Source organism: Rathayibacter sp. VKM Ac-2928 (assembly GCF_022815545.1).
Lineage (GTDB): Bacteria > Actinomycetota > Actinomycetes > Actinomycetales > Microbacteriaceae > Rathayibacter > Rathayibacter festucae.
The window spans coordinates 471,044-490,916 of sequence record NZ_JALGRU010000001.1 but is presented as its reverse complement, the minus strand read 5'-3'; the positions used below and the strand labels follow the sequence as shown (position 1 = coordinate 490,916).

The window sequence follows — 19,873 nt, the reverse complement described above, 5'->3', positions numbered from 1 at the left end:
GGCACGCGGAAACGGCTCCGGCTCGCGGAATCCGAGGATTCCCGCGAGCCGGAGCCGTTCATGCGAGCCCGAGGTCGGGCCGAGGGGCGGAGCTCAGCTCGCCATGCGCGCCTTGAGGTTCTCGTCGAGCGTGGCGAGGAACTCCTCGGTCGTCTGCCAGGCCTGGTCGGGGCCGACGAGGAGCGCGAGGTCCTTCGTCATGCTGCCGGACTCGACCGTCTTGATGACGACGTCCTCGAGGGTCAGCGAGAAGTCGATGAGCTCCTGGTTGCCGTCGAGCTTGCCGCGGTGCGCGAGGCCGCGCGTCCAGGCGTAGATCGAGGCGATCGGGTTCGTCGAGGTGGGCTTGCCGGCCTGGTGCTGGCGGTAGTGGCGCGTGACGGTGCCGTGCGCCGCCTCCGCCTCGACGACGCTGCCGTCGGGGGTGGAGAGGACCGAGGTCATCAGGCCGAGCGAGCCGAAGCCCTGCGCGACGGTGTCGGACTGGACGTCGCCGTCGTAGTTCTTGCAGGCCCAGACGTAGCCGCCCTCCCACTTCATGGCCGAGGCGACCATGTCGTCGATGAGGCGGTGCTCGTAGGTGAGACCGGCGGCCTCGAAGCGCTCCTTGAACTCGGTCTCGAAGATCTCCTCGAAGATGTCCTTGAACCGGCCGTCGTAGGCCTTGAGGATCGTGTTCTTCGTGGAGAGGTAGACCGGGTAGTTGCGGGTCAGGCCGTAGTTGAGCGAGGAGCGCGCGAAGTCGCGGATCGACGAGTCCTGGTTGTACTGGACCTGCGCGATGCCGTCGTCGGGGGCCTTGTAGACCTCGAACTTCATCGGCTCGGAGCCGTCCTCGGGGGTGAACTCGACGGTGAGCGTGCCCTTGCCCTTGAAGACGAAGTCGGTGGCGCGGTACTGGTCGCCGAAGGCGTGGCGGCCGATGATGATCGGCTTGTTCCAGCCGGGCACCAGGCGCGGGATGTTCGAGATGATGATCGGCTCGCGGAAGATGACGCCGCCGAGGATGTTGCGGATCGTGCCGTTCGGCGACTTCCACATCTTCTTCAGGCCGAACTCCTCGACGCGCGCCTCGTCGGGCGTGATGGTCGCGCACTTGACGCCGACGCCGTGCTTCTGGATGGCGTGGGCGGCGTCGATCGTGACCTGGTCGTCGGTCTGGTCGCGGTACTCCATGCCGAGGTCGTAGTACTCGAGGTTCACGTCGAGGTACGGGTGGATCAGGGTGTCCTTGATCTTCTGCCAGATGATCCGCGTCATCTCGTCGCCGTCGAGCTCGACGACGGTTCCTTCAACCTTGATCTTCGACATTGCACTCCCAGGGTCTCGTTGCACCGCCCCGCTGCTGCGAGGGACGGGTGGCTCCGCGGCCGCTCCAGACGGCCTCGACCAGCCTACCCGAGGCCGGAACTGTCTCGACGTCGAGACAGTTCTCCGCGGGGAGGAGCCCCGCACCCTGCGCGCCGCGACGCTCGTCCGCGAGGAGGATGACCGCCGCCGAGCCGGGCCGCTAGATTGGGCGGCATGAGTGACCTCCGCCTGGAAGAGCTGTCGGCCGCGAACATCTCCGCCGTGAACGGACTGAGCCTCAAACCGGGTCAGGAGCAGTTCGTCGCACCGGAGTCGTACTCCGCGGCCGCCGCCGTGATCGACCCGGGCGCGGCCTGGCAGCGGGCGATCCTCGACGGCGACGAGCTCGTCGGCTTCATCCACGCGCACTTCGACCCGCAGGCGCCGGAGGAGTTCCGCAGCTGCATCTGGCGGATCAACATCGACGCGGCCAAGCAGGGCCGCGGCGTCGGCACCTTCGCCGTCCGCGCCGCCGCCGACGAGGCGCGCGCCCGCGGCTTCGACACCCTCACCGTGATCTGGGAGTCCGGCGCCGACGGCCCCGAGCAGTTCTTCCGTTGGATCGGCTTCGAGGTCATCGGCGAGACCCCGTACGGCGAGAACATCGGGGCGCTGAAGCTCTGACCGAGCGTCCCGACGACGCGGCGGACCCCGCAGACTTCGTCTCGGCGGTCCTCGCCGTCGTCGACGCGATCCCGCCCGGCCGCGTGATGGCCTACGGCGGGATCGCCGCGGTGCTCGGCACCCGCGCCGCCCGCGCCGTCGGCACGGTGCTCGCCCGCTACGGCTCCGACGTGGCCTGGTGGCGGGTCGTCCGCTCCGGCGGCGCGCCCGCGATCGGGCACGAGGAGCGCGCTCGCGAGCACTACGAGCGCGAGGGCACGCCGCTCGTCACGACGCCGGGCGGCTACCGGGTGGACGTCCGCGCCGCGCGCTGGACGCCCTGACGCGGCAGCCGCTCCGGGTCAGACCAGGGAGTCCCGCCAGGCCGCGTGCAGCGTGGCGAAGCGGCCGTCGCCCGCGATCAGCGCCTCCGGCGTCCCGTCCTCGACGATGCGGCCGTGCTCCATCACCAGCACCCGGTCGGCGATCGCGACCGTCGACAGCCGGTGCGCGATGATCACCGCGGTCCGGTCCGCGAGCAGCGTCTGCAGGCCGAGCTGCACCAGCCGCTCGCTCGGGATGTCGAGCGAGGAGGTCGCCTCGTCCAGGATCAGCACCGCCGGGTCCGCCAGGAACGCCCGCGCGAACGAGATCAGCTGGCGCTGGCCGGCCGAGACCCGTCCGCCGCGCTTGTTCACGTCGGTGTCGTAGCCGTCCGGCAGCGCCTGGATGAACGCGTGCGCGCCGACCGCCTTCGCCGCGTCGACGATCTCGTCGTAGGAGGCCGAGGGTCGGCCGATCGCGATGTTGTCGGCGACGGAGCCGGAGAAGAGGTACGCCTCCTGGGTCACCATCACGATCGCGCGCCGCAGGTCCTTCGGGTGCAGCTGCCGGAGGTCGACGCCGTCGAGGGTCACCACTCCGTCGGTCGGGTCGTAGAAGCGCGAGATGAGCTTCGCGAGCGTCGACTTGCCGGCGCCGGTCGAGCCGACCAGCGCGATCGTCTGGCCCGCGGGGATCCGCAGGTCGAAGCGCGGCAGGATCTCCCGGTCGGTCGTGTAGGCGAAGCGGACGCCCTCGAAGCCGAGCGCCCCCCGCGCCTCGCGGAGGTCGACGGGGTGCGCCGGATCCGGGACGCTCTGCTCCTCCGCGAGGACGCCCGAGATCTTCTCGAGCGCGGCCGCCGCGGACTGGTAGGAGTTGTAGAACATCGCCATCTCCTGCACCGGCGCGAAGAACCGCCGGGTGTAGAGCAGCACGCCGAGCAGGGCGCCGATCTCGAGACCGCCGTCGAGCACCCGCATCCCGCCGAAGAAGAGCACGGCCGCCATCGTGACGTTGCCGATCAGCACGAGACCGGGGTCGAAGGTGCCGAAGACGCCGAAGACCTTCTTGTAGGCGACCCGGTAGCGCTCGACGACGACGCCGAAGGCCGACTCGTTGCGCTCCTGGGTGCGGAAGGTCTGCACCGCTCGGATGCCGGTCATCGTCTCGACGAACTGGACGATCAGGCGGGACGACGCGACGCGGGTGCCGCGGAAGAGCGACTGCGAGCGCTTCTGGAACCAGCGGGTCAGGATCGCCAGCGGCACGAGAGCGCAGGCGAGCACGAGGCCGCTGACGCCGTCGAGCGAGACCAGCGCGATGGCGACGAACCCCATGTAGAGGGCGCCCTGCACGAGCTGGTTGATGCCGGAGTCGAGCAGCTCGCGGATCGAGTCGAGGTCGCTGGTCTGCCGGGAGATGATCCGGCCGGAGGTGTAGTTCTCGTGGAACTCGAGGCTCAGCTTCTGGGTGTGCAGGAAGACGCGCTTGCGCAGGTCGATCAGGATCGCCTGGCTCACCCGCGCCGACAGCACGGTGTACCAGGCGACGAGGACGGCGCCGACCACGCCGGTCAGGACGTAGGCGACGACAGTGAGGACCAGCGGGGTCGCGTCGCCGTCGAGGATCGCCGGCAGTCCGTTGTCGATGCCGAGTGCGATCAGCGCCGGCCCCGCCACCTGGGCGGCGGTCGAGATCACCACGACGACGGCCGTCAGCACCAGCCGCATCCGCAGCGGGCGCAGCAGCGACCCGAGCAGCGCGAGCGAGCGCCGGCGCAGGGCCGCGGACTCCGCGCGGGTGAGGTCGTCGCGCTCCTCGGTGGATCCGAGAGTGCTCATGATCGGGTCTCCAGCTCCGTGAGGTCGGTCAGGTCCGTCAGCTCGGCCTCGGCGCGCGGGCGCGAGCCGACGCGCTCGGTGCCCCGGGGACGGGCGAGCTCGTCCTCCTCGAGGCTCGAGATGACGAAGCGGTAGTGCGGGCTGCTCGCGAGCAGCTCGGTGTGGGTTCCGACCGCCGTGACGCGGCCCTCCTCGAGGAGGGCGACGCGGTCGGCGAGGGCGACCGTCGAGGGGCGGTGCGCGACGATCAGCGCGGTGGTGTCGCCGAGCACGCGGCGCAGGCCCTTCTCCACCCGCGCCTCGGTGTCGACGTCGAGGGCCGACAGCGGGTCGTCCAGGACGAGGACGGCGGGCCGCGCGGCGATGGCGCGCGCGAGGGCGAGCCGCTGGCGCTGGCCGCCGGAGAGGCTCATCCCCTCCTCGCCCACGGTGGTGTCGAGCCCGTTCGGCAGGGAGTGCACGAAGTCCGCCTGCGCGATCTCGAGCGCCTCGAGCAGCTCCGCCTCGGAGGCGTCGGGGCGGCCGAGCAGCACGTTCTCGCGCACCGAGGTGGAGAACAGCGTCGCGTCCTCGAAGGCCATGCCCACGTGGGAGCGCAGCTCGTCGCGCCGGAGGTGCCGCACGTCGACGCCGTCGATCTCGATCACCCCGCCGGTCACGTCGTAGAGGCGCGGCAGCAGCGCGGTGAGCGTCGTCTTGCCGGAGCCGGTGAGGCCGACGAGCGCCATCGTCTCGCCGGGCTCGACCTCGAGGTCGACGCCGTCGAGGAGGTCGGCGAAGCGCTCGGGCGCGTCCTGGTAGCGGAAGTGCACGTCGCGGAAGCTCACTCGGCCGAGCGGCCGGGCGATCGTCGCGGGCGCCTCCGGGTCGGTGATCGTGTTCCGGCTGTCCATCACCTCGAAGTAGCGGTCGACGGCGGTGCGCGCGTCGAACGTCATCGAGAGGAGGAAGCCGATCGACTCCACCGGCCAGCGCAGCACGGTCGCGGTGGCGAAGAAGGCGAAGAGCTCGCCGACGCTGAGCTGTCCGTCGGCGGCCAGCCAGACTCCGGCGAGGAGGCAGAGCGCGAAGGCGATGTCGGGGATGAGCAGCAGGACCACCCAGATGCCCGCGATGGCCTTCGCCTTCTCCACCTCCGTGCCGCGCAGCTTCTCCGCCTGGTCGGCGAAGCCGGCGAGCGCGTGCTGGTGGCGGCCGAACGCCTTGAGGACGCGGATGCCGTGCACCGACTGCTCGACCGTGGTGGCGAGGTCGCCGGCCTGGTCCTGGCTGCGGCGCGCGATGCTCGAGTAGCGCTTCTCGAAGGCGAAGCCGTAGATCCAGACCGGGATCGAGCAGGCCACGAACAGCGCGCCGAGGATCGGGTTCCAGTAGACGAGGACGCCGAAGCCGACGACGATCGTCAGCGCGTTGACCACCAGCAGCACGAAGCCGAAGGCGATCCAGCGGCGGATGAGGCTGAGGTCGCTCATCGCGCGCGAGAGCAGCTGCCCGCTCTGCCAGCGGTCGTGGAACGAGACGGGCAGGTCCTGGAGCTGGCGGTAGAGCGCGGTGCGCATCCGTGCCTCGACCCGCGTGCTCGGGGTGAGCACCATCCGCCGGCGCAGCGCGATGGCGGCGGCCTCGAGGACGCCGAGCAGGAGCACGACGACGACCGGGCCGATCAGCGGGCCGAGATCGCCGGACCCTGCGGCGGTCGCGCCGTCGCCGAGCGGTCCGTCGACCAGCTGCTGGAGGACGATCGGGATCGCGAGCGAGACGAGGCTGGCCACGAGGGCGATCGCGATGCCGCCGACCAGGCGGGGCAGCGCGTCGCCGACGAACGGGACCAGGCGCAGCAGAGTGCGGAGGGTGTTCGGGCGCTTCGGAGCGGCGGGCGGAGAGGACTGTGCGAGCACGGTGCTGGGCTTTCGCGACGGAGGACGGAGCCCCGCGGCACCGTGGCGTCGCGAGGGCGGGGATGCCGCCGGCCCCTTGCGGGCTTCTGGGCAGCCTTGAAGGCTATACCCGGTCCCTCGGCGGCGTCCACCGCACGGCGACCGCGGGCGCGGATCGCCGGGTCGTCTTCTCCACCACGACCGGCCCCGTCGAGTGCCCGCGCGAGCGCCGCCGAGGCGGTCAGCGCACCCGCACCGACAGACAGGTCACGCAGCCCTCGAGCTTCTCGAACTCCGAGATGTCGACCGCCACGACGCGGTAGCCGAGCTCGCGGAGCAGCTCCGCGCTCCGCGGCGCGGACGCCGCCATCAGCAGCGTGTCCGGGCCGAGCACGACCACGTGGGCGCCGCCCTCCTCCGGCATCGGCAGGAAGGAGGGGAAGAGCCGCGGCTCGTCGACGACGGACTCCCAGCCGATCACGGTGCCGTCCGGCAGCGCGGTGACGGCGCTCTTGAGGTGCAGGGCGCGGGTGAGCGGGACCGCGACGACCCTCAGGCCGAGCGGACGGAGCAGGACCCGCAGCTGCGCGACGCCCTCGGCGTTGGTGCGGCCACCGCGGCCGACGTAGACGGTCGAGCCGATGCGGAGGACGTCGCCGCCCTCCAGGGTGCCGGGCGCCTCGATCCGGTGCACGATCAGGTCGAGGGCGCGGGCCGCCTCCTCCGCGCCGTCGACCTCGCCGCGGCGCGACTCGGCACCCGGGCGGGTGAGGACCGCGTGCCCGTCGACGACGAGCAGCGCGTCCTCGAGGAAGACGGAGTCGGGCAGCTCGGGCGCCGTGGCGACTTGGACGGTCTCCCAGCCGGCCTCCTCGAGCGCATCGACGTACTCCTCCCACTGCTGCAGCGCCTTCACCCGGTCGACGGGGACGCGCTCGAGGTGGGTGAGCTCGCCGGCGTCGAGGTCGTCCGCGGGCTGCCGGATGAGCGCGATGCGGCGCTCCGGGCGGGCGGCGGTGGCCGAGGACTTCGCGGACCTGGCGTGCGTCGAGGCGACGGCGATGCGGTGGCCGAGGGTCGCGGCGGCGATCACGAAGGCGAGCAGGAAGACGAGGTTGAGCCCGCCGAAGGTCTGCACGATGGAGAACCAGACCTCGCCGGTGATCGGCTCGCCCGTCGCGCTGGCCTGCACGAGGGTGCCGAAGACGGCGCCGACGATCCCCGCGACGAGCCCGGCGATCGCGGCCGTCCAGGCGCGGGCGAGCAGCCCGGCCGCGGCGAGGACGAGCACCACCACGAAGGCGAGCACGCTCGAGAGCAGGAAGTAGGCGTTGACCTGCGGGATCGACGTCGGCGCCAGCTGGTTGCCGATGAAGAAGGCGAGCAGGTTGGCGAGGTGGGCCGCGACCGCCGTGGCCGCCGCGGCGACGAGCGCCGTCAGCAGGCGCCGCCTCACGGTCGGAGCGGTGGCGGCGGTCGGGGCGGTGGGCGCGTTCAGCGTCGAGTCGGAGGGCACCCGGAGACCCTACGCGCCCGCACCCCTGCGCCCCCTGCCCAGACCCTTGCAGCCATCTGAGAGCCGCGGGCCGGGCCGCGCCCGCCCGGCTCCCCCGCCACTCCGCAGAAGTCGCGGTACTCGCACCCCACTACCGCGACTTCCGGCGGATGGAGCACCCGGCCCGCCCTCGCCGGACACCGACTCCGCGGAAGTCGCGGTACTCGCACCCCACTACCGCAACTTCTACGGAATGAAGCCGCCCGCCCGCCTCGCGCCGCCAGTGCGCAGAAGTCGTCGTACCCGACGCCCCACTACGACAACTTTTGGAGAGCGGAGCGGCTCCTCCGCGCTCGGAAGCCGCCGACTCCGCAGAAGTTGCGGTAGTCGCGCCCCGCTACCGCAACTTCTGGAGAGTGGGTGCGCGGCGCCGGGCTCGCTCCCCGAGTCCGCAAAAGTTGTCGTACTCGACGGTCGCCTACGACAACTTCTGGAGAGCGGAGGGACCCGTCCGCGCTCGGAGGCCACCGACTCCGCGGAAGTTGCGGTAGTCGCATGCCACTACCGCAAATTTTGGAGAGTGGCGGCGCGGCGCCGGGCACGCACCCCGAGTCCGCAGATGTTGTCGGACTCGACGCTCGACTACGACAACTTCTGAGGAGTGGAGCGGGCAGACCCCGACTCCCGAAGGGAGAGGCCGCGTGCGGGGATCGCGTGCCAAGCGATTCCCGCGGCGGCCGACGCGACCCGCTCTGCGGAACGCACCACCCCAGGAGGCCGACCGCGCCACGCCGCGCAGGGAGCGGCGTGGAAGAAGGCGCCCACTGAGCGCCTGCGGCGCTCAGTGGAAGAAGTGCCGCTCCCCCGTCGTGTACATGGTGACGCCGGCGCGCTTCGCGGCCTCGATGACCTCGGGGTCGCGGACGGAGCCGCCGGGCTGGACGACGGCCTTGACGCCGGCGGCGAGGAGGACCTCGAGGCCGTCGGCGAAGGGGAAGAACGCGTCGGAGGCGGCGACGGAGCCGGGGGCGCGGTCGCCGGCGCGGGAGACGGCGAGGTGGCAGGAGTCGACGCGGTTGACCTGGCCCATGCCGACGCCGACGGAGGCACCGCCCTTGGCGAGCAGGATCGCGTTCGACTTGACGGCGCGGCAGGCCTTCCAGGCGAACTCGAGGTCGAGCATCGTGTCCGCGTCGGCGGGCTCGCCGGCGACGAGCTCCCAGCCGGAGCTGACCTCGCCGGGGCCGCCGACGAAGCGGTCCGGCTGCTGCAGCAGGATCCCGCCGGAGATCTGCTTGAACTCGGTCTCGACCGGGGCGTAGAAGTCGGGCAGCTGCAGCAGGCGCAGGTTCTTCTTGGTCTTCAGCACCTCGAGCGCCTCGGGCTCGAAGCCGGGGGCGACGAGGACCTCGGTGAAGATCTCCTTCACCGTCTCGGCCATGGCGAGGGTGACGGTCCGGTTCGCGGCGATGACGCCGCCGAAGGCCGACACCGGGTCGCACTCGTGGGCGCGGCGGTGCGCGGACGCGATCGGGTCGATGGCCTTCGCGCCGGCGATCGCGATGCCGCACGGGTTGGCGTGCTTGATGATCGCAACGGCGGGGAGGACGAAGTCGTAGGCCGCGCGGACGGCCGCGTCGGCGTCGACGAAGTTGTTGTACGACATCTCCTTGCCGTGCAGCTGGCGCGCCTGGGCGATGCCGGTGCCGTCGGGCGAGACGTAGAGCGCGGCCTTCTGGTGCGAGTTCTCGCCGTAGCGGAGCACCTGCTGCCGGGTGCCGCGGATCTCGACCGAGCCGGGGAACTCGGACTCGCCATCCGCCTCCTGCCCGGCGAACCAGGCGGCGACGGCGGAGTCGTACGAGGCGGTGTGCGCGAAGGCGCGCGCGGCGAGAGTGCGCCGAGCGGCGAGGGTCGTGCCGCCGGTGCCGAGCGCGGCGACGACGCCGGCGTAGTCGGCCGGATCGACGACGATCGCCACGTTCGCGTGGTTCTTCGCCGAGGCGCGGACGAGCGCGGGGCCGCCGATGTCGATGTTCTCGACCACGGTCGGCGCGTCGGCGCCGCCGGCGACGGTCTCGCGGAACGGGTAGAGGTTCACGACGACGAGCTCGAACGGCGCGATCTCGAGCTGCTCGAGCTGCTCGCGGTGCGAGGCGAGGCGCACGTCCGCGAGGATGCCCGCGTGCACGCCGGGGTGCAGGGTCTTCACCCGGCCGTCGAGCGACTCGGGGAAGCCGGTCACGGCCGCGACGTCGGTGACGGAGTGGCCTGCGTCGCGGATGGTCGCGGCGGTCGAGCCGGTGGAGACCAGCTCGACGCCGGCGCCGGCCAGCGCCGAGGCGAGCTCGAGCAGTCCGGTCTTGTCGCTGACCGAGATCAGCGCCCGGCGGACGGGGACGACGTCGCGGTCGTCGTAGCTGCTGGGATCGTGTGCGGTGATGCTCATGCGCGGGCGAGCTCCTCGAGATCGACGGTTCCGTGGGCGATGTCGAGCACCGTCTGCACCAGCAGGCGACGCTCGATGGTCTTGATGCGCTCGTGCAGCTCGTGCTCGCTCTCGCCGGGGAGCACGGCGAGGCTCTCCTGGGCGATGACCGGGCCGGTGTCGACGCCGGTGTCGATGACGTGCACCGTCACTCCGGTCTCGGTGGCGCCTGCGGCGAGGGCGTCGCGGACGGCGTGCGCACCGGGATACAGCGGCAGCAGGGCGGGGTGCGTGTTGATCATCCGCGGGCTGAGCGCGTCGACGACGACGGGCGGGAGGATCCGCATGAAGCCGGCGCAGACGACGAGGTCGGGCTGCCAGCCCTGGATCTGCGCGAGCAGCTCCGCGCCCCAGGCGTCGCGGGAGGCGAAGGCGCCGGGCGTCACGGTGAAAGAGGGGACGTCGTGCGCCTCGGCGTGGCGCAGGCCGTCGGCGTCGGTGTCGCTGCCGACCGCCACGACGCGGGCGGGGAAGCGGTCGTCGCGCGTCGCCTCGAGCAGCGCGCGGAGATTGGAGCCACCGCCGGAGATGAGGACGACCAACTTCAGCACTGCGCAAGTCTAGGGGGACGCCTCCGCGGCGACCACCGGCGGTCGGGCCCGGCGCTCAGCCGCGGCGGATGCGGCCGGCTGCCAGTCCGAGACCCGCGGCGAGCGCCAGCTCGAGCGCCGCGAGCGCCCCGACGAGCAGCGGGTCGGGCCCGACCTGGACGAGGCGCCCCGGCCCGGCCGCTCCCGCCGAGAACCAGGCGAGCAGCCCGAGCAGCAGACCGCCGACCACGCCGATGCCGCCCGCCGCGGCCGCACCCCAGCGCAGCAGCGACCGGCCGTCGAGCCCGTCGACGACCTCCGCGCGCATCCGCCAGCCGGCGAGGAAGCCCGCGAGCAGCGGCACCAGCAGACCGAGGAAGGCGAAGGCGAGCTCGCCCTGCGGCAGCGCCGCGAGCACGGGGATCGAGGGGATCGGGCCGAGGAGGGTCCCGGCGGGTGCGACGGACGAGCCGACGCCGAGGGCGAAGCCCGGTCCGATCAGCCAGCTCGCCGCCCAGATCACCAGGTTCGGGAGGATCGCCAGCTGCCCGAGCGTCAGGGCGAGGCCGCCGAGCGCCTCCCCGCCGAGACCCTCGTAGAGCGCGACGACGGCGGCGTAGTCGGCGACCAGCAGCACCGCGACGAGCACGCCGGCGACTCCGATCACGCCGGCCGCCGCGAGCGTCCCGCCGCGGAGCGAGGCGAGGACGAGCGGCGCGGCCGGCTCGGGCAGGCGGTGCAGCGTCCGGTCGGCGAACTCGCCGATCGGGTCGCGCTCGCCGCTCCTGGCCGAGTGGGTCGCGGCTCCGATCAGCACGCCGAGGCCGAAGACGAGCGGCGGGAGCAGCGTGCCCTGCAGGACGTCGATCCGGGCGACGTCGGTGGTCGCGCCGAGGGTGACCAGCAGCGCGACGAGGAGGTAGGTGGCGATCGCGGAGCCGATGCCGAGGAGGCGGTAGGGCGACTCCTGCGCGCGACGGCCCGTGCGAGCGCCGAGCAGGATGGCGAGGAGCGCGAACGCCAGTGGGGCGAGAGTGATCGCGAACGACTGCCCGCCGTCCGGCAGCCCGAGCGCCAGCGGGGAGTCGGGGGCGAAGGCGGCCTGCAGATCGGCGCCGTGGCCGAGCAGCCAGGCGTCAGCGGCGACGCGCCAGAAGACGCTCCAGTCGACCGCCGTGTCGTACTGGACGGCCCAGAGGATCGTCAGCGGCACGAGCGGGATCGCGAGGCCGATCAGCGCCGAGAGCGCGGCGTCGAAGGCGGCGAGGAGTGCGACGGTGATCCGGTTCATGAGCCTGTCGAGCCTATCGGCGGCCCCGCCCGGCACCGTCCAGCGACGCCCCGGACCGAGGCCGGAAGCCCCGCTGACGATGCGGGGTCTCGATACGCCCCTCCGGGGCTACTCGACCAGCATGCACATTGCCGGGCCGTGCTGATCGACGCGCGCCGGACGGCCCGCTCATGCTGATCGAGCAGCCCGCGCAGCGGGCGTCTCGAGATCCACCTGCGTCACCAGAGCAGCCGTCCCCTAGGGTCGAGCCGTGACGACCAGCGCCTCCCGCACCGAGCGCGGACTCGACCGCCTGGTGAATTTCACCGACGCGACGGTGGCCATCGCGATCACGTTCCTCGTGCTCCCCCTCGTCGACGTCGTCGAGGAGGGCGGCGCGACCGACCTCGGCGCGCTGCTCGGCGGCCACTACGGCACGCTCTCGGCGTTCTTCATCACCTTCGCCGTGATCGGGCGCCTGTGGCTGGTGCACCACGCGGTCTTCGAGGGCGTGGCCCGCTACTCCCCCGCGCTGGTCGCGGTGAACTTCGTCTGGCTCGCGGCGATCGTGCTGCTGCCGTTCGCGGCGAATCTGCTGTCGAACGTCTTCACCACCGACCCGAGCGTGTTCGCGCTCTACATCGGCACCATGATCGTCGCGAGCACCGCGACCCTGGCGATGCAGCTGATCCTGCGCCGGGACCCCGCCCTCCTCGTGCCCGGCACGGACCCGCTCCGCTCGCTCTCGCGCTCGCTGATCGTGATCGCGCTGCTGGCCGCCGCGCTCGTGCTCGCCGTCACCCTCCCGAGCGTCAACATGTTCGCGCTCCTGCTGCTGCTGCTCTCCGGCCCGATCGAGCGCCTGGTGCACCGCGGTCACCCGCCGGAGCGGCACCGGCCCACCCGCACGGAGCGGGGCCTCGACCGGCTGGTCAACTTCTCCGACGCGACCGTCGCCATCGCGATCACGATCCTGGTGCTCCCGCTGGTCGAGCTCGCCCCCGAGATCGGCCGCGACGGCGGCGGCGTGGGCGAGGTCCTCGGCCGGCACCTCGACTCGGTGCTCGCCTTCGCGCTCTCCTTCACGCTGATCGCGGTGTTCTGGATGCCGCACCACCGGGTCTTCGAGCTGGCCGGCGACTACGACGCGGGGCTGGTCTGGCTCGATCTGCTCTGGCTGGTCGCGATCGCGTTCTTCCCGTTCTCGACGAGCGCCATCGCCCTGCTGCCCGACTCGCGCGCGACGATCGGCCTCTACATCGGCACGATGGTCGTGGTCAGCGGGGCGCTGCTGCTGATCGAGCTGCGGCTGCGGCGCCGGCCGCACCTGCTGCGGGAGGGCGCCGGGCCGGTCCGGCTGGCCCCCGCCGTCGTCCCGTTCGCCCTTCTCGTGCTCGCCCTCGCGCTCGCACTGCTCGTGCCCTCGGTCGGACTCTGGTGGCTGCTGCTGCTGATCGCCCAGCGTCCGCTCTCGCTGCTCCTGCTGCGCCGCAGCTAGGCGGCGGGCGTCCAGCCCAGCCGCGGCGCGATCTCCGCGGCGATCGTCCGCAGGATCCGCCGGTGCGACTCGACCCCGCCGACCGCGGGCAGCGTGATCGTGAGCGAGTCCGCCTCCGCCAGCGCGGGGTCGGCTGAAAGCGACGCGACGATCTCGTCGGCCGTGCCGAGGTGCAGCGGGCTGAAGCGCATCGGCGCCGCGATGATCGAGCGGTCGGCGGTGCGCGGCCGGCCGTCGTCGTCCATCCGCGCGAGGTAGCCCTCGATGAAGGGGCGGTGCGCCTCCTCGTCCGCGGGGCCGGTCAGCGGCAGCACGATGCGCCCCGCCGTGACCCGCGAGGTGCGTCCGGGGTGGGCGGCGGCGAACGTCTCGCGGTAGGCGCGGATCTGCGCGGCCTGCTGCTCCGCGAACGACAGCCCGGTCTCCTCCGTGTTGAGCGTGGAGACCTGGAGGTGCATGCCCTGCTCCCCTGCGCGGACCGCGGAGGCGGTGGTGCCGGCGCCGTACCAGAGCCGGTCGGCCAGACCGGGCGCGTGCGGCTGCTGCACGAGCGGATCGCCGACCGGCACCGACATCAGCGCGGACTCCGCGATGCCGAGCACCGAGCCCGAGAGCGCGTCGCGCAGGCGCTCGATCCGCTCCTGCGCCTCGGCGCGGAACTCGCGGTCGGCCTGGCCGAAGACGCCGTCGAAGACCGAGGCGAGGTGCGCGAAGCCGCTGCTGACGCCGAGGTCGAGCCGGCCGCCGGAGAGCAGGTCCACCGTGGCCGCGTCCTCGGCGAGGCGGACGGGCGACTCGTAGCGCGCGCCGATCACGGCGGTGCCGAGGCGCAGGCGCCGGGTGCGCTGCGAGGCGGCGGCGAAGAAGGTCATCGGCGAGGCGAGGAAGCGCTCGAAGTGCCGCACCCGCACCCAGCCGGTGTCGTAGCCGAGCTCCTCCGCGAGCTCGAAGAGCGCGAGGCCGTCCTCGAGGCTGCGCGCCGCGTCGCCCGGCTGCTCGGGGCCCTCCGGGTAGGGGACGAAGGTCAGGAAGTCGAGTCCGAGGCGGCGGGTCACCCCTGCACGCTACCGCCGCCGGGGGCCCGAACGACCGACGGGACCCCCTGCCGAGGCAGAGGATCCCGTCCGATCGCGTCCCGCGGCGCGCGGGACGGTGGTGCGCTACAGCGCGGCGTAGACCTCGCGGAGCAGGTCGGCCGTCTCGGAGGGCGTCTTGCCCACGCGGACTCCGGCGGCCTCGAGGGCCTCCTTCTTCGCCTGCGCGGTGCCCGCGGAGCCGGAGACGATGGCGCCGGCGTGGCCCATGGTCTTGCCCTCGGGAGCCGTGAAGCCCGCGACGTAGCCGACGACCGGCTTGGTGACGTTCGCCTTGATGAAGTCGGCCGCGCGCTCCTCGGCGTCGCCGCCGATCTCGCCGATCATCACGATCGCCTTGGTCTCGGGGTCCGCCTCGAACGCCGCGAGGGCGTCGATGTGCGTGGTGCCGATGATCGGGTCGCCGCCGATGCCGATGGCGGTCGAGAAGCCCAGATCGCGCAGCTCGTACATCATCTGATAGGTCAGCGTGCCCGACTTGGAGACGAGGCCGATCGGGCCCTTGCCGGTAATCGTCGCGGGGGTGATGCCCACGAGCGACTCGCCCGGCGTGATGATGCCGGGGCAGTTCGGGCCGATGATCCGCGTCTTGTTGCCCTTCTCCTGCGCGTAGGCCCAGAACTCGGCCGAGTCCTGCACCGGGATGCCCTCGGTGATGACGACGAGGAGGCCGATCTCGGCGTCGATCGCCTCGATGACGGCGTCCTTCGAGAAGGCGGGCGGGACGAACGCGATCGAGACGTCGGCGCCGGTGGCCTCGATGGCCTCCTTGACGGTGCCGAAGACCGGGAGCTCGACGTCGCCGTGGGTGACGGTCGTGCCGGCCTTGCGGGCGTTGACGCCGCCGACGACGTTCGTGCCGGCCTTGAGCATCAGCGCGGTGTGCTTGGTGCCCTCGCCGCCGGTGATGCCCTGGACGATGACCTTGGAGTCCTTGTTGAGGAAGATCGACATGCTTGTTCTCTGATTCCTTGAGTCGAGGGGGTCGTTATGCGGCGGCGAGTGCGGCGGCCTTGTCGGCGCCCTCGTCCATCGTCGCGGCCAGGGTGATGAGCGGGTTGGCGGCGGCCTCGAGGATCGCGCGGCCCTCCTCCACCTTGTTGCCGTCGAGGCGCACGACGAGCGGCTTGGTCGCCGAGTCGCCGAGGATCTCGAGGGCCTGCAGGATGCCGTTGGCGACCGCGTCGCAGGCGGTGATGCCGCCGAAGACGTTGACGAAGACGCTCTTGACCTGCTCGTCGCCGAGGATCACGTCGAGGCCGTTCGCCATCACCTGGGCGGAGGCTCCGCCGCCGATGTCGAGGAAGTTGGCGGGCTTCACGCCCTTGTGCTTCTCGCCGGCGTAGGCGACGACGTCGAGCGTGGACATGACCAGGCCCGCGCCGTTGCCGATGATGCCGACCTCGCCGTCGAGCTTCACGTAGTTGAGGTCGTTCTCCTTGGCCTTGGCCTCGAGCGGGTCGGCCGCGTCCTTGTCCTCCAGCGCGGCGTGCTCGGGGTGGCGGAAGCCGGCGTTCTCGTCGATCGAGACCTTGCCGTCGAGCGCGACGATGTCGCCCTCCTCGGTGAGCACGAGCGGGTTGACCTCGACGAGCGTCGCGTCCTCGCCGGTGTAGACGTCGTAGAGCTTGACGAGCACGGGGGCGACCTTGGCGATCAGCTCCTCCGGGAACTTCGCCGCGCGGGCGATCTCCTCGGCCTTGGCCTGGTCGATGCCCTGGCCGGGGACGACCTCGACGCGCGCGAGAGCCTCGGGGCGCTCGACGGCGAGCTGCTCGATCTCCATGCCGCCCTCGTAGGAGGTGAGCGAGAGGTAGGAGCGGTTCGCCCGGTCGAGCAGGACCGAGAAGTAGAACTCGCGGTCGATGCGGGCGCCACCGGCGACCATGACGCGCTTGACGACGTGGCCCTTGATGTCCAGGCCGAGGATCGACTTCGCCGCCTCGAACGCGTCGTCCGCGGTCTTCGCGACCTTCACGCCGCCCGCCTTGCCGCGGCCGCCGATCTTGACCTGCGCCTTGACGACGGTGACGCCGCCCAGCTTCTCCGCCGCGGCGCGCACCTCCTCCGGCGTGTCGGCGATGATGCCGGGGAGCACGGGCACGCCGTACTTCTCGAACAGATCACGGGCCTGGTATTCGAAGAGATCCACGCTGCATTCCCATTCCGCGCCGAGCGCGCTTGCGTTCCGAGTCCGAGGTCGGCCCACGGCGCCGGCGGTCCGTGCTGTCCGGATCCGCGCTGGTGGTCCGCTGCGCTGTCCGGAGTCTCGGCACGGTTCTGTGTCGGCACTCTTCCTGGGCCGCGCCAACTCTACTCCGGACCCCGCGAGGCGTTCCTGCGCCGCGGGGCGCGCAGCGGCGGACTGTGGAGGGACCACCGGATCGCCGCGTGTGGAGGGACCTGCCCCGCGTACCGTGGAGGGATGCCCCTGCGAGCACCCGCCGACCGCGACGTCTTCCGCGAGGGCGTCTTCCTCGTCGCGGGCGCGCGCGCCATCCTCCTGCAGATCGCGCACCCCGCGGTCGGCGCCGGCGTCGCCGAGCACTCCGACTTCGTCCACCGCGCGCTCGGCCGGCTGTTCGGCACCCTCTCCTACCTCTACGCCCTGCAGTTCGGCAGCCGCGAGGACGTCCGCTCCGTCCAGCGCCGGGTGAACCGCGCGCATGCGCCGGTCCGCGGCCCCGGCTACACCGCGTTCGATCCGGAGCTCCAGCGCTGGGTCGCCGCGACGATCACCCAGTCGATGCTCCAGCTCCACGAGGGCGCCTTCGGCCCGCTCGGCCGCGAGGAGGCGGACGAGATCGTGCACCGCTCCCGCGTCGTCGGCACGGCGCTGCAGATGCCCGAGGAGCTCTGGCCCGACTCCCGGGCGGCCTTCGACGCCTACTGGGAGCGGGAGCTCGCCCGGCTCGAGGTCACGCCCGCCGCGCGCCGGGTCGCGCACGACCTGCTCGACGGCGGGATCGCCGCCTGGTGGCTGCGACCGGTCGGCCCCTACCTGCGGCTGATGACGGCGGGCCTCCTGCCACCGGAGCTCCGCGCGCCGTTCGGCTTCCGCTGGAGCGCGCGGCAGCAGGCGCGGTTCGACCGGGCGCTCGCCCGCACCTTCGCCGTCTACCGCGTCCTGCCGACCGCGGTGCGCACGGCGCCGAGCCGGTTCTTCCTGGCCCGGGTGCGCGCGGAGTCCGACCGGAGCCTCAGAAGCCGGCCGTGATCGTCCAGCCCGCGTAGGCGGCGAGCTCCAGCCCGAGCGCCTGCGCGGCGGCCCGCGCCTCGTCCTGCCCGCGCTCGTCGCGGACGTCGACGCTGATCGGCACGCTGTCGCCGAAGCCCGCGACCGAGACCCGCGCGCTGGTCGGGCCGCTGTAGAGCGGGACGTGCGCATCCGCCGTGCGCGCGCCGACCACCCGCGAGCCGGTCGCCTCCGCGATCACGGCCAGCGCGAACGGCGCCGTCGCGATCGTCTCGGTGTAGAGCGTCGCCTCGCCGCGCATGAGCGCCTCCTCCGTCGTCGCCTCGACTGTACGGGCGGCCGTGCTCGGCTGCAGGCCCTTGTCTCCGGCGGGATCCGCTCCCTCGCCGACGACCACCACCAGCCTGCCGCCGCGCTGCCGCAGAGGGAGGGCACGCTGAGCATCCGATGCGCAGCGCTTGAACGGCGCCCCCGGCGGATCTACCGTGAAGCACCCGGCGAACGCGCCGCGGCGGTCAACGACGACTGGAGCCCCGATGAGCATCACCGAACCGCGCACCACCGAGGCACCCGCCGCACCCCCGCCCACGGCCGGGTTCGGCAGCGTCTCGGTCGCGGCGATCCTGGCGGAGGCGGCCCGACGGACGCCGGCGACGATCGCGGTCCGGGTCGGCCCGCAGGCGATCGACTACGGGAGCCTCTGGGAGCAGACCCGCGCCTACGCCGGAGCTCTCCGCGCGCGGGGCATCGGCCCCGGCGACCGGGTCGCCCTGCTGATCCCCAACGTCCCCGACTTCCCGCGCGGCTACTTCGCCGTGCTCGCCCTGGGCGCCGTCGTGGTGCCCGTGCACGCGCTGCTCAAGCACGACGAGATCGCCTACGTGCTGCGCGACTCCGGAGCGACCGCGCTGATCTGCGCGGCTCCGCTGCTGGCCGAGGGCGCCGCCGGAGCGGCCCTGGCCGACGTCCCCGTGCTGAGCGTGCTGGTGCCCGACGGCACCGAGAGCCCCTTCCCCCGCCTCGAGGACCTCGCCGCCGACGCGACGCCGGTCGACACCTACGTGCCGCGCTCGCCGTTCGACACCGCGACGATCCTCTACACCAGCGGCACCACCGGCCGGCCCAAGGGAGCCGAGGGCACGCACTTCGCGATCGTCTCGCAGTCCGACGTGCTCCTGATGAACACCTTCGACCTGCATCAGGGCGACGTCGTGCTGGGCGCGTTGCCGCTCTTCCACACCTTCGGCCAGGTCTGCGCGATGAACACCGCGTTCCGCACCGCCGCGACCGTCGTGCTCGTGCCCAAGTTCGACGGCGACGCCGCGCTCGAGGCGATGATCGCGCACGAGTGCACCGTGTTCGAGGGCGTGCCGACGATGTACGTCGCACTGCTCGACGCCGCGACCCGCCGTGAGGACCGCCCGCCGCTGCGCTACGCGGTCTCCGGCGGAGCAGCCCTGCCCGTCGCGGTGATCGAGCGGTTCCGCGAGGTGTTCGGCGTCGAGATCTACGAGGGATACGGCCTGACCGAGACCTCCCCTGTCGCGACCTTCAACCACGTCGGCGTCCCGCCGCGCGCAGGCACCGTCGGCACGCCGATCTGGGGCGTGGACGTCGAGGTCGCCCGCGCCGAGGTCGCCGACCGGATCGAGCTGCTCCCCCGCGGCGAGCTGGGCGAGATCGTGGTCCGCGGCCACAACCTGATGAAGGGCTACCTCGGCAACCCCGAGGCCTCGGCCGCCGCGGTCGTCGACGGCTGGTTCCGCACCGGCGACCTCGGCACCAAGGACGACGAGGACTACATCCGCATCCTCGACCGGACCAAGGACATGATCATCCGCAACGGCTACAACGTGTACCCGCGCGAGGTCGAGGAGGTCCTGATCGGGCACTCCGCCGTGGCCAACGCCGCTGTCTTCGGCGTCCCCGACGAGAAGCACGGCCAGGAGATCATGGCGGCCGTCGTGCTGCTGCCCTCGGCGACGGCGACCGCGGAGGAGCTGATCGCCTACGCGAACGAGCACCTCGCGGCCTTCAAGTTCCCCCGCCGCATCGAGCTCGTCGACGCTCTCCCCCTCGGCCCGAGCGGCAAGATCCTGAAGCGCGAGCTCGTCGCCCAGTACTCCTGACCCCTGCGTCCCCTCCGCGAGATGCCACTAGTGCACACCTCTCACGGCGTGTCGCGCTCATAAGTGGCATCTCGCGAAGAGGTGAGCTTGGGAGCGCTGTGCAGAGTCTGCCCTGTAAGGGGGACACGGGGAGGGGCGCGCGTGGGGCATGCTGAGGCGTCCCGCCGCGCCACCAGGA

16 protein-coding genes are annotated in these 19,873 nt (G+C 72.3%); 5 read left to right on the top strand and 11 right to left on the bottom strand.

Translation table 11 applies throughout. The annotated features are described in order from the left end of the window. Window positions 1–93: 93 nt before the first annotated feature. Window positions 94–1,311 carry an NADP-dependent isocitrate dehydrogenase gene (locus tag MT350_RS02355; RefSeq protein ID WP_123445123.1) on the bottom strand — a complete coding sequence of 406 codons (1,218 nt, stop codon included), beginning with the start codon at window positions 1,309–1,311 and terminating at the stop codon, window positions 94–96. Window positions 1,312–1,524: 213 nt separating this feature from the next. Between MT350_RS02355 and MT350_RS02350 the strand changes: the two genes are divergently transcribed. Both MT350_RS02350 and MT350_RS19910 read left to right on the top strand, forming a co-directional pair. Next, a complete protein-coding gene (locus tag MT350_RS02350; protein ID WP_123445122.1) occupies window positions 1,525–1,974 on the top strand; it encodes a GNAT family N-acetyltransferase in 450 nt (149 codons plus the stop codon). Further along, complete coding sequence (locus MT350_RS19910) at window positions 1,908–2,297, top strand: MGMT family protein (protein WP_279392524.1); 390 nt, start codon at window positions 1,908–1,910, stop codon at window positions 2,295–2,297. The genes MT350_RS02350 and MT350_RS19910 overlap by 67 nt, the downstream gene beginning before the upstream one ends. Window positions 2,298–2,315: 18 nt before the next feature. Here the strand turns inward: MT350_RS19910 and MT350_RS02340 are convergent, their stop codons facing one another. The 6 genes from MT350_RS02340 to MT350_RS02315 all read right to left on the bottom strand — a co-directional run bounded on the left by MT350_RS02340 (window position 2,316) and on the right by MT350_RS02315 (window position 11,799). After that, window positions 2,316–4,118, bottom strand: coding sequence for an ABC transporter ATP-binding protein (locus tag MT350_RS02340; RefSeq protein WP_243600593.1), 1,803 nt, complete (start codon window positions 4,116–4,118; stop codon window positions 2,316–2,318). Next, window positions 4,115–6,016 carry an ABC transporter ATP-binding protein gene (locus MT350_RS02335; protein ID WP_243600592.1) on the bottom strand — a complete coding sequence of 634 codons (1,902 nt, stop codon included), beginning with the start codon at window positions 6,014–6,016 and terminating at the stop codon, window positions 4,115–4,117. Before MT350_RS02335 ends, MT350_RS02340 begins: the two co-directional genes overlap by 4 nt. Window positions 6,017–6,236: 220 nt before the next feature. Next, the gene (ddaH, locus tag MT350_RS02330) at window positions 6,237–7,511 is read right to left on the bottom strand and encodes a dimethylargininase (RefSeq protein WP_308197436.1); all 1,275 of its coding nucleotides are present in this window, start codon (window positions 7,509–7,511) and stop codon (window positions 6,237–6,239) included. Window positions 7,512–8,331: 820 nt separating this feature from the next. Next, entirely contained in the window at window positions 8,332–9,939 is a 1,608-nt protein-coding gene (purH, locus tag MT350_RS02325) for a bifunctional phosphoribosylaminoimidazolecarboxamide formyltransferase/IMP cyclohydrolase (protein ID WP_243615330.1), read from the bottom strand. Beyond that, window positions 9,936–10,529 carry a phosphoribosylglycinamide formyltransferase gene (gene purN / locus MT350_RS02320; RefSeq protein ID WP_243600590.1) on the bottom strand — a complete coding sequence of 198 codons (594 nt, stop codon included), beginning with the start codon at window positions 10,527–10,529 and terminating at the stop codon, window positions 9,936–9,938. Before purN ends, purH begins: the two co-directional genes overlap by 4 nt. A gap of 55 nt (window positions 10,530–10,584) precedes the next feature. Continuing rightward, window positions 10,585–11,799 carry a DUF6350 family protein gene (locus tag MT350_RS02315; RefSeq protein WP_243600589.1) on the bottom strand — a complete coding sequence of 405 codons (1,215 nt, stop codon included), beginning with the start codon at window positions 11,797–11,799 and terminating at the stop codon, window positions 10,585–10,587. 250 nt (window positions 11,800–12,049) lie between these two features. On the opposite strand from MT350_RS02315, the gene MT350_RS02310 reads away from it, so the two are divergent. After that, entirely contained in the window at window positions 12,050–13,276 is a 1,227-nt protein-coding gene (locus MT350_RS02310) for a TMEM175 family protein (protein ID WP_243600588.1), read from the top strand. Here the strand turns inward: MT350_RS02310 and MT350_RS02305 are convergent. The 3 genes from MT350_RS02305 to sucC all read right to left on the bottom strand — a co-directional run bounded on the left by MT350_RS02305 (window position 13,273) and on the right by sucC (window position 16,522). Next, window positions 13,273–14,331 carry an LLM class flavin-dependent oxidoreductase gene (locus MT350_RS02305; RefSeq protein ID WP_243600587.1) on the bottom strand — a complete coding sequence of 353 codons (1,059 nt, stop codon included), beginning with the start codon at window positions 14,329–14,331 and terminating at the stop codon, window positions 13,273–13,275. The two genes, MT350_RS02310 and MT350_RS02305, sit on opposite strands and share 4 nt — an antisense overlap. Window positions 14,332–14,436: 105 nt before the next feature. Next, window positions 14,437–15,324 carry a succinate--CoA ligase subunit alpha gene (gene sucD / locus MT350_RS02300; RefSeq protein WP_123445113.1) on the bottom strand — a complete coding sequence of 296 codons (888 nt, stop codon included), beginning with the start codon at window positions 15,322–15,324 and terminating at the stop codon, window positions 14,437–14,439. A 34-nt stretch (window positions 15,325–15,358) separates the two neighbouring features. Then, window positions 15,359–16,522, bottom strand: a complete 1,164-nt coding sequence (sucC, locus tag MT350_RS02295) for an ADP-forming succinate--CoA ligase subunit beta (RefSeq protein ID WP_123702180.1) — start codon at window positions 16,520–16,522, stop codon at window positions 15,359–15,361. A 273-nt stretch (window positions 16,523–16,795) separates the two neighbouring features. Here sucC and MT350_RS02290 point away from each other — a divergent pair, with 273 nt between their 5' ends. Beyond that, window positions 16,796–17,587, top strand: a complete 792-nt coding sequence (locus MT350_RS02290; protein WP_243600586.1) for an oxygenase MpaB family protein — start codon at window positions 16,796–16,798, stop codon at window positions 17,585–17,587. On the opposite strand, the gene MT350_RS02285 is transcribed toward MT350_RS02290, so the two are convergent. Then, a complete protein-coding gene (locus tag MT350_RS02285) occupies window positions 17,571–17,963 on the bottom strand; it encodes a hypothetical protein (RefSeq protein WP_243615329.1) in 393 nt (130 codons plus the stop codon). The genes MT350_RS02290 and MT350_RS02285 overlap by 17 nt on opposite strands. A 139-nt stretch (window positions 17,964–18,102) precedes the next feature. On the opposite strand from MT350_RS02285, the gene MT350_RS02280 reads away from it, so the two are divergent. Continuing rightward, on the top strand, window positions 18,103–19,695 hold the full coding sequence (locus MT350_RS02280) for a long-chain fatty acid--CoA ligase (protein WP_243600584.1): 1,593 nt from the start codon (window positions 18,103–18,105) through the stop codon (window positions 19,693–19,695). The last annotated feature ends 178 nt before the right edge of the window (window positions 19,696–19,873 follow it).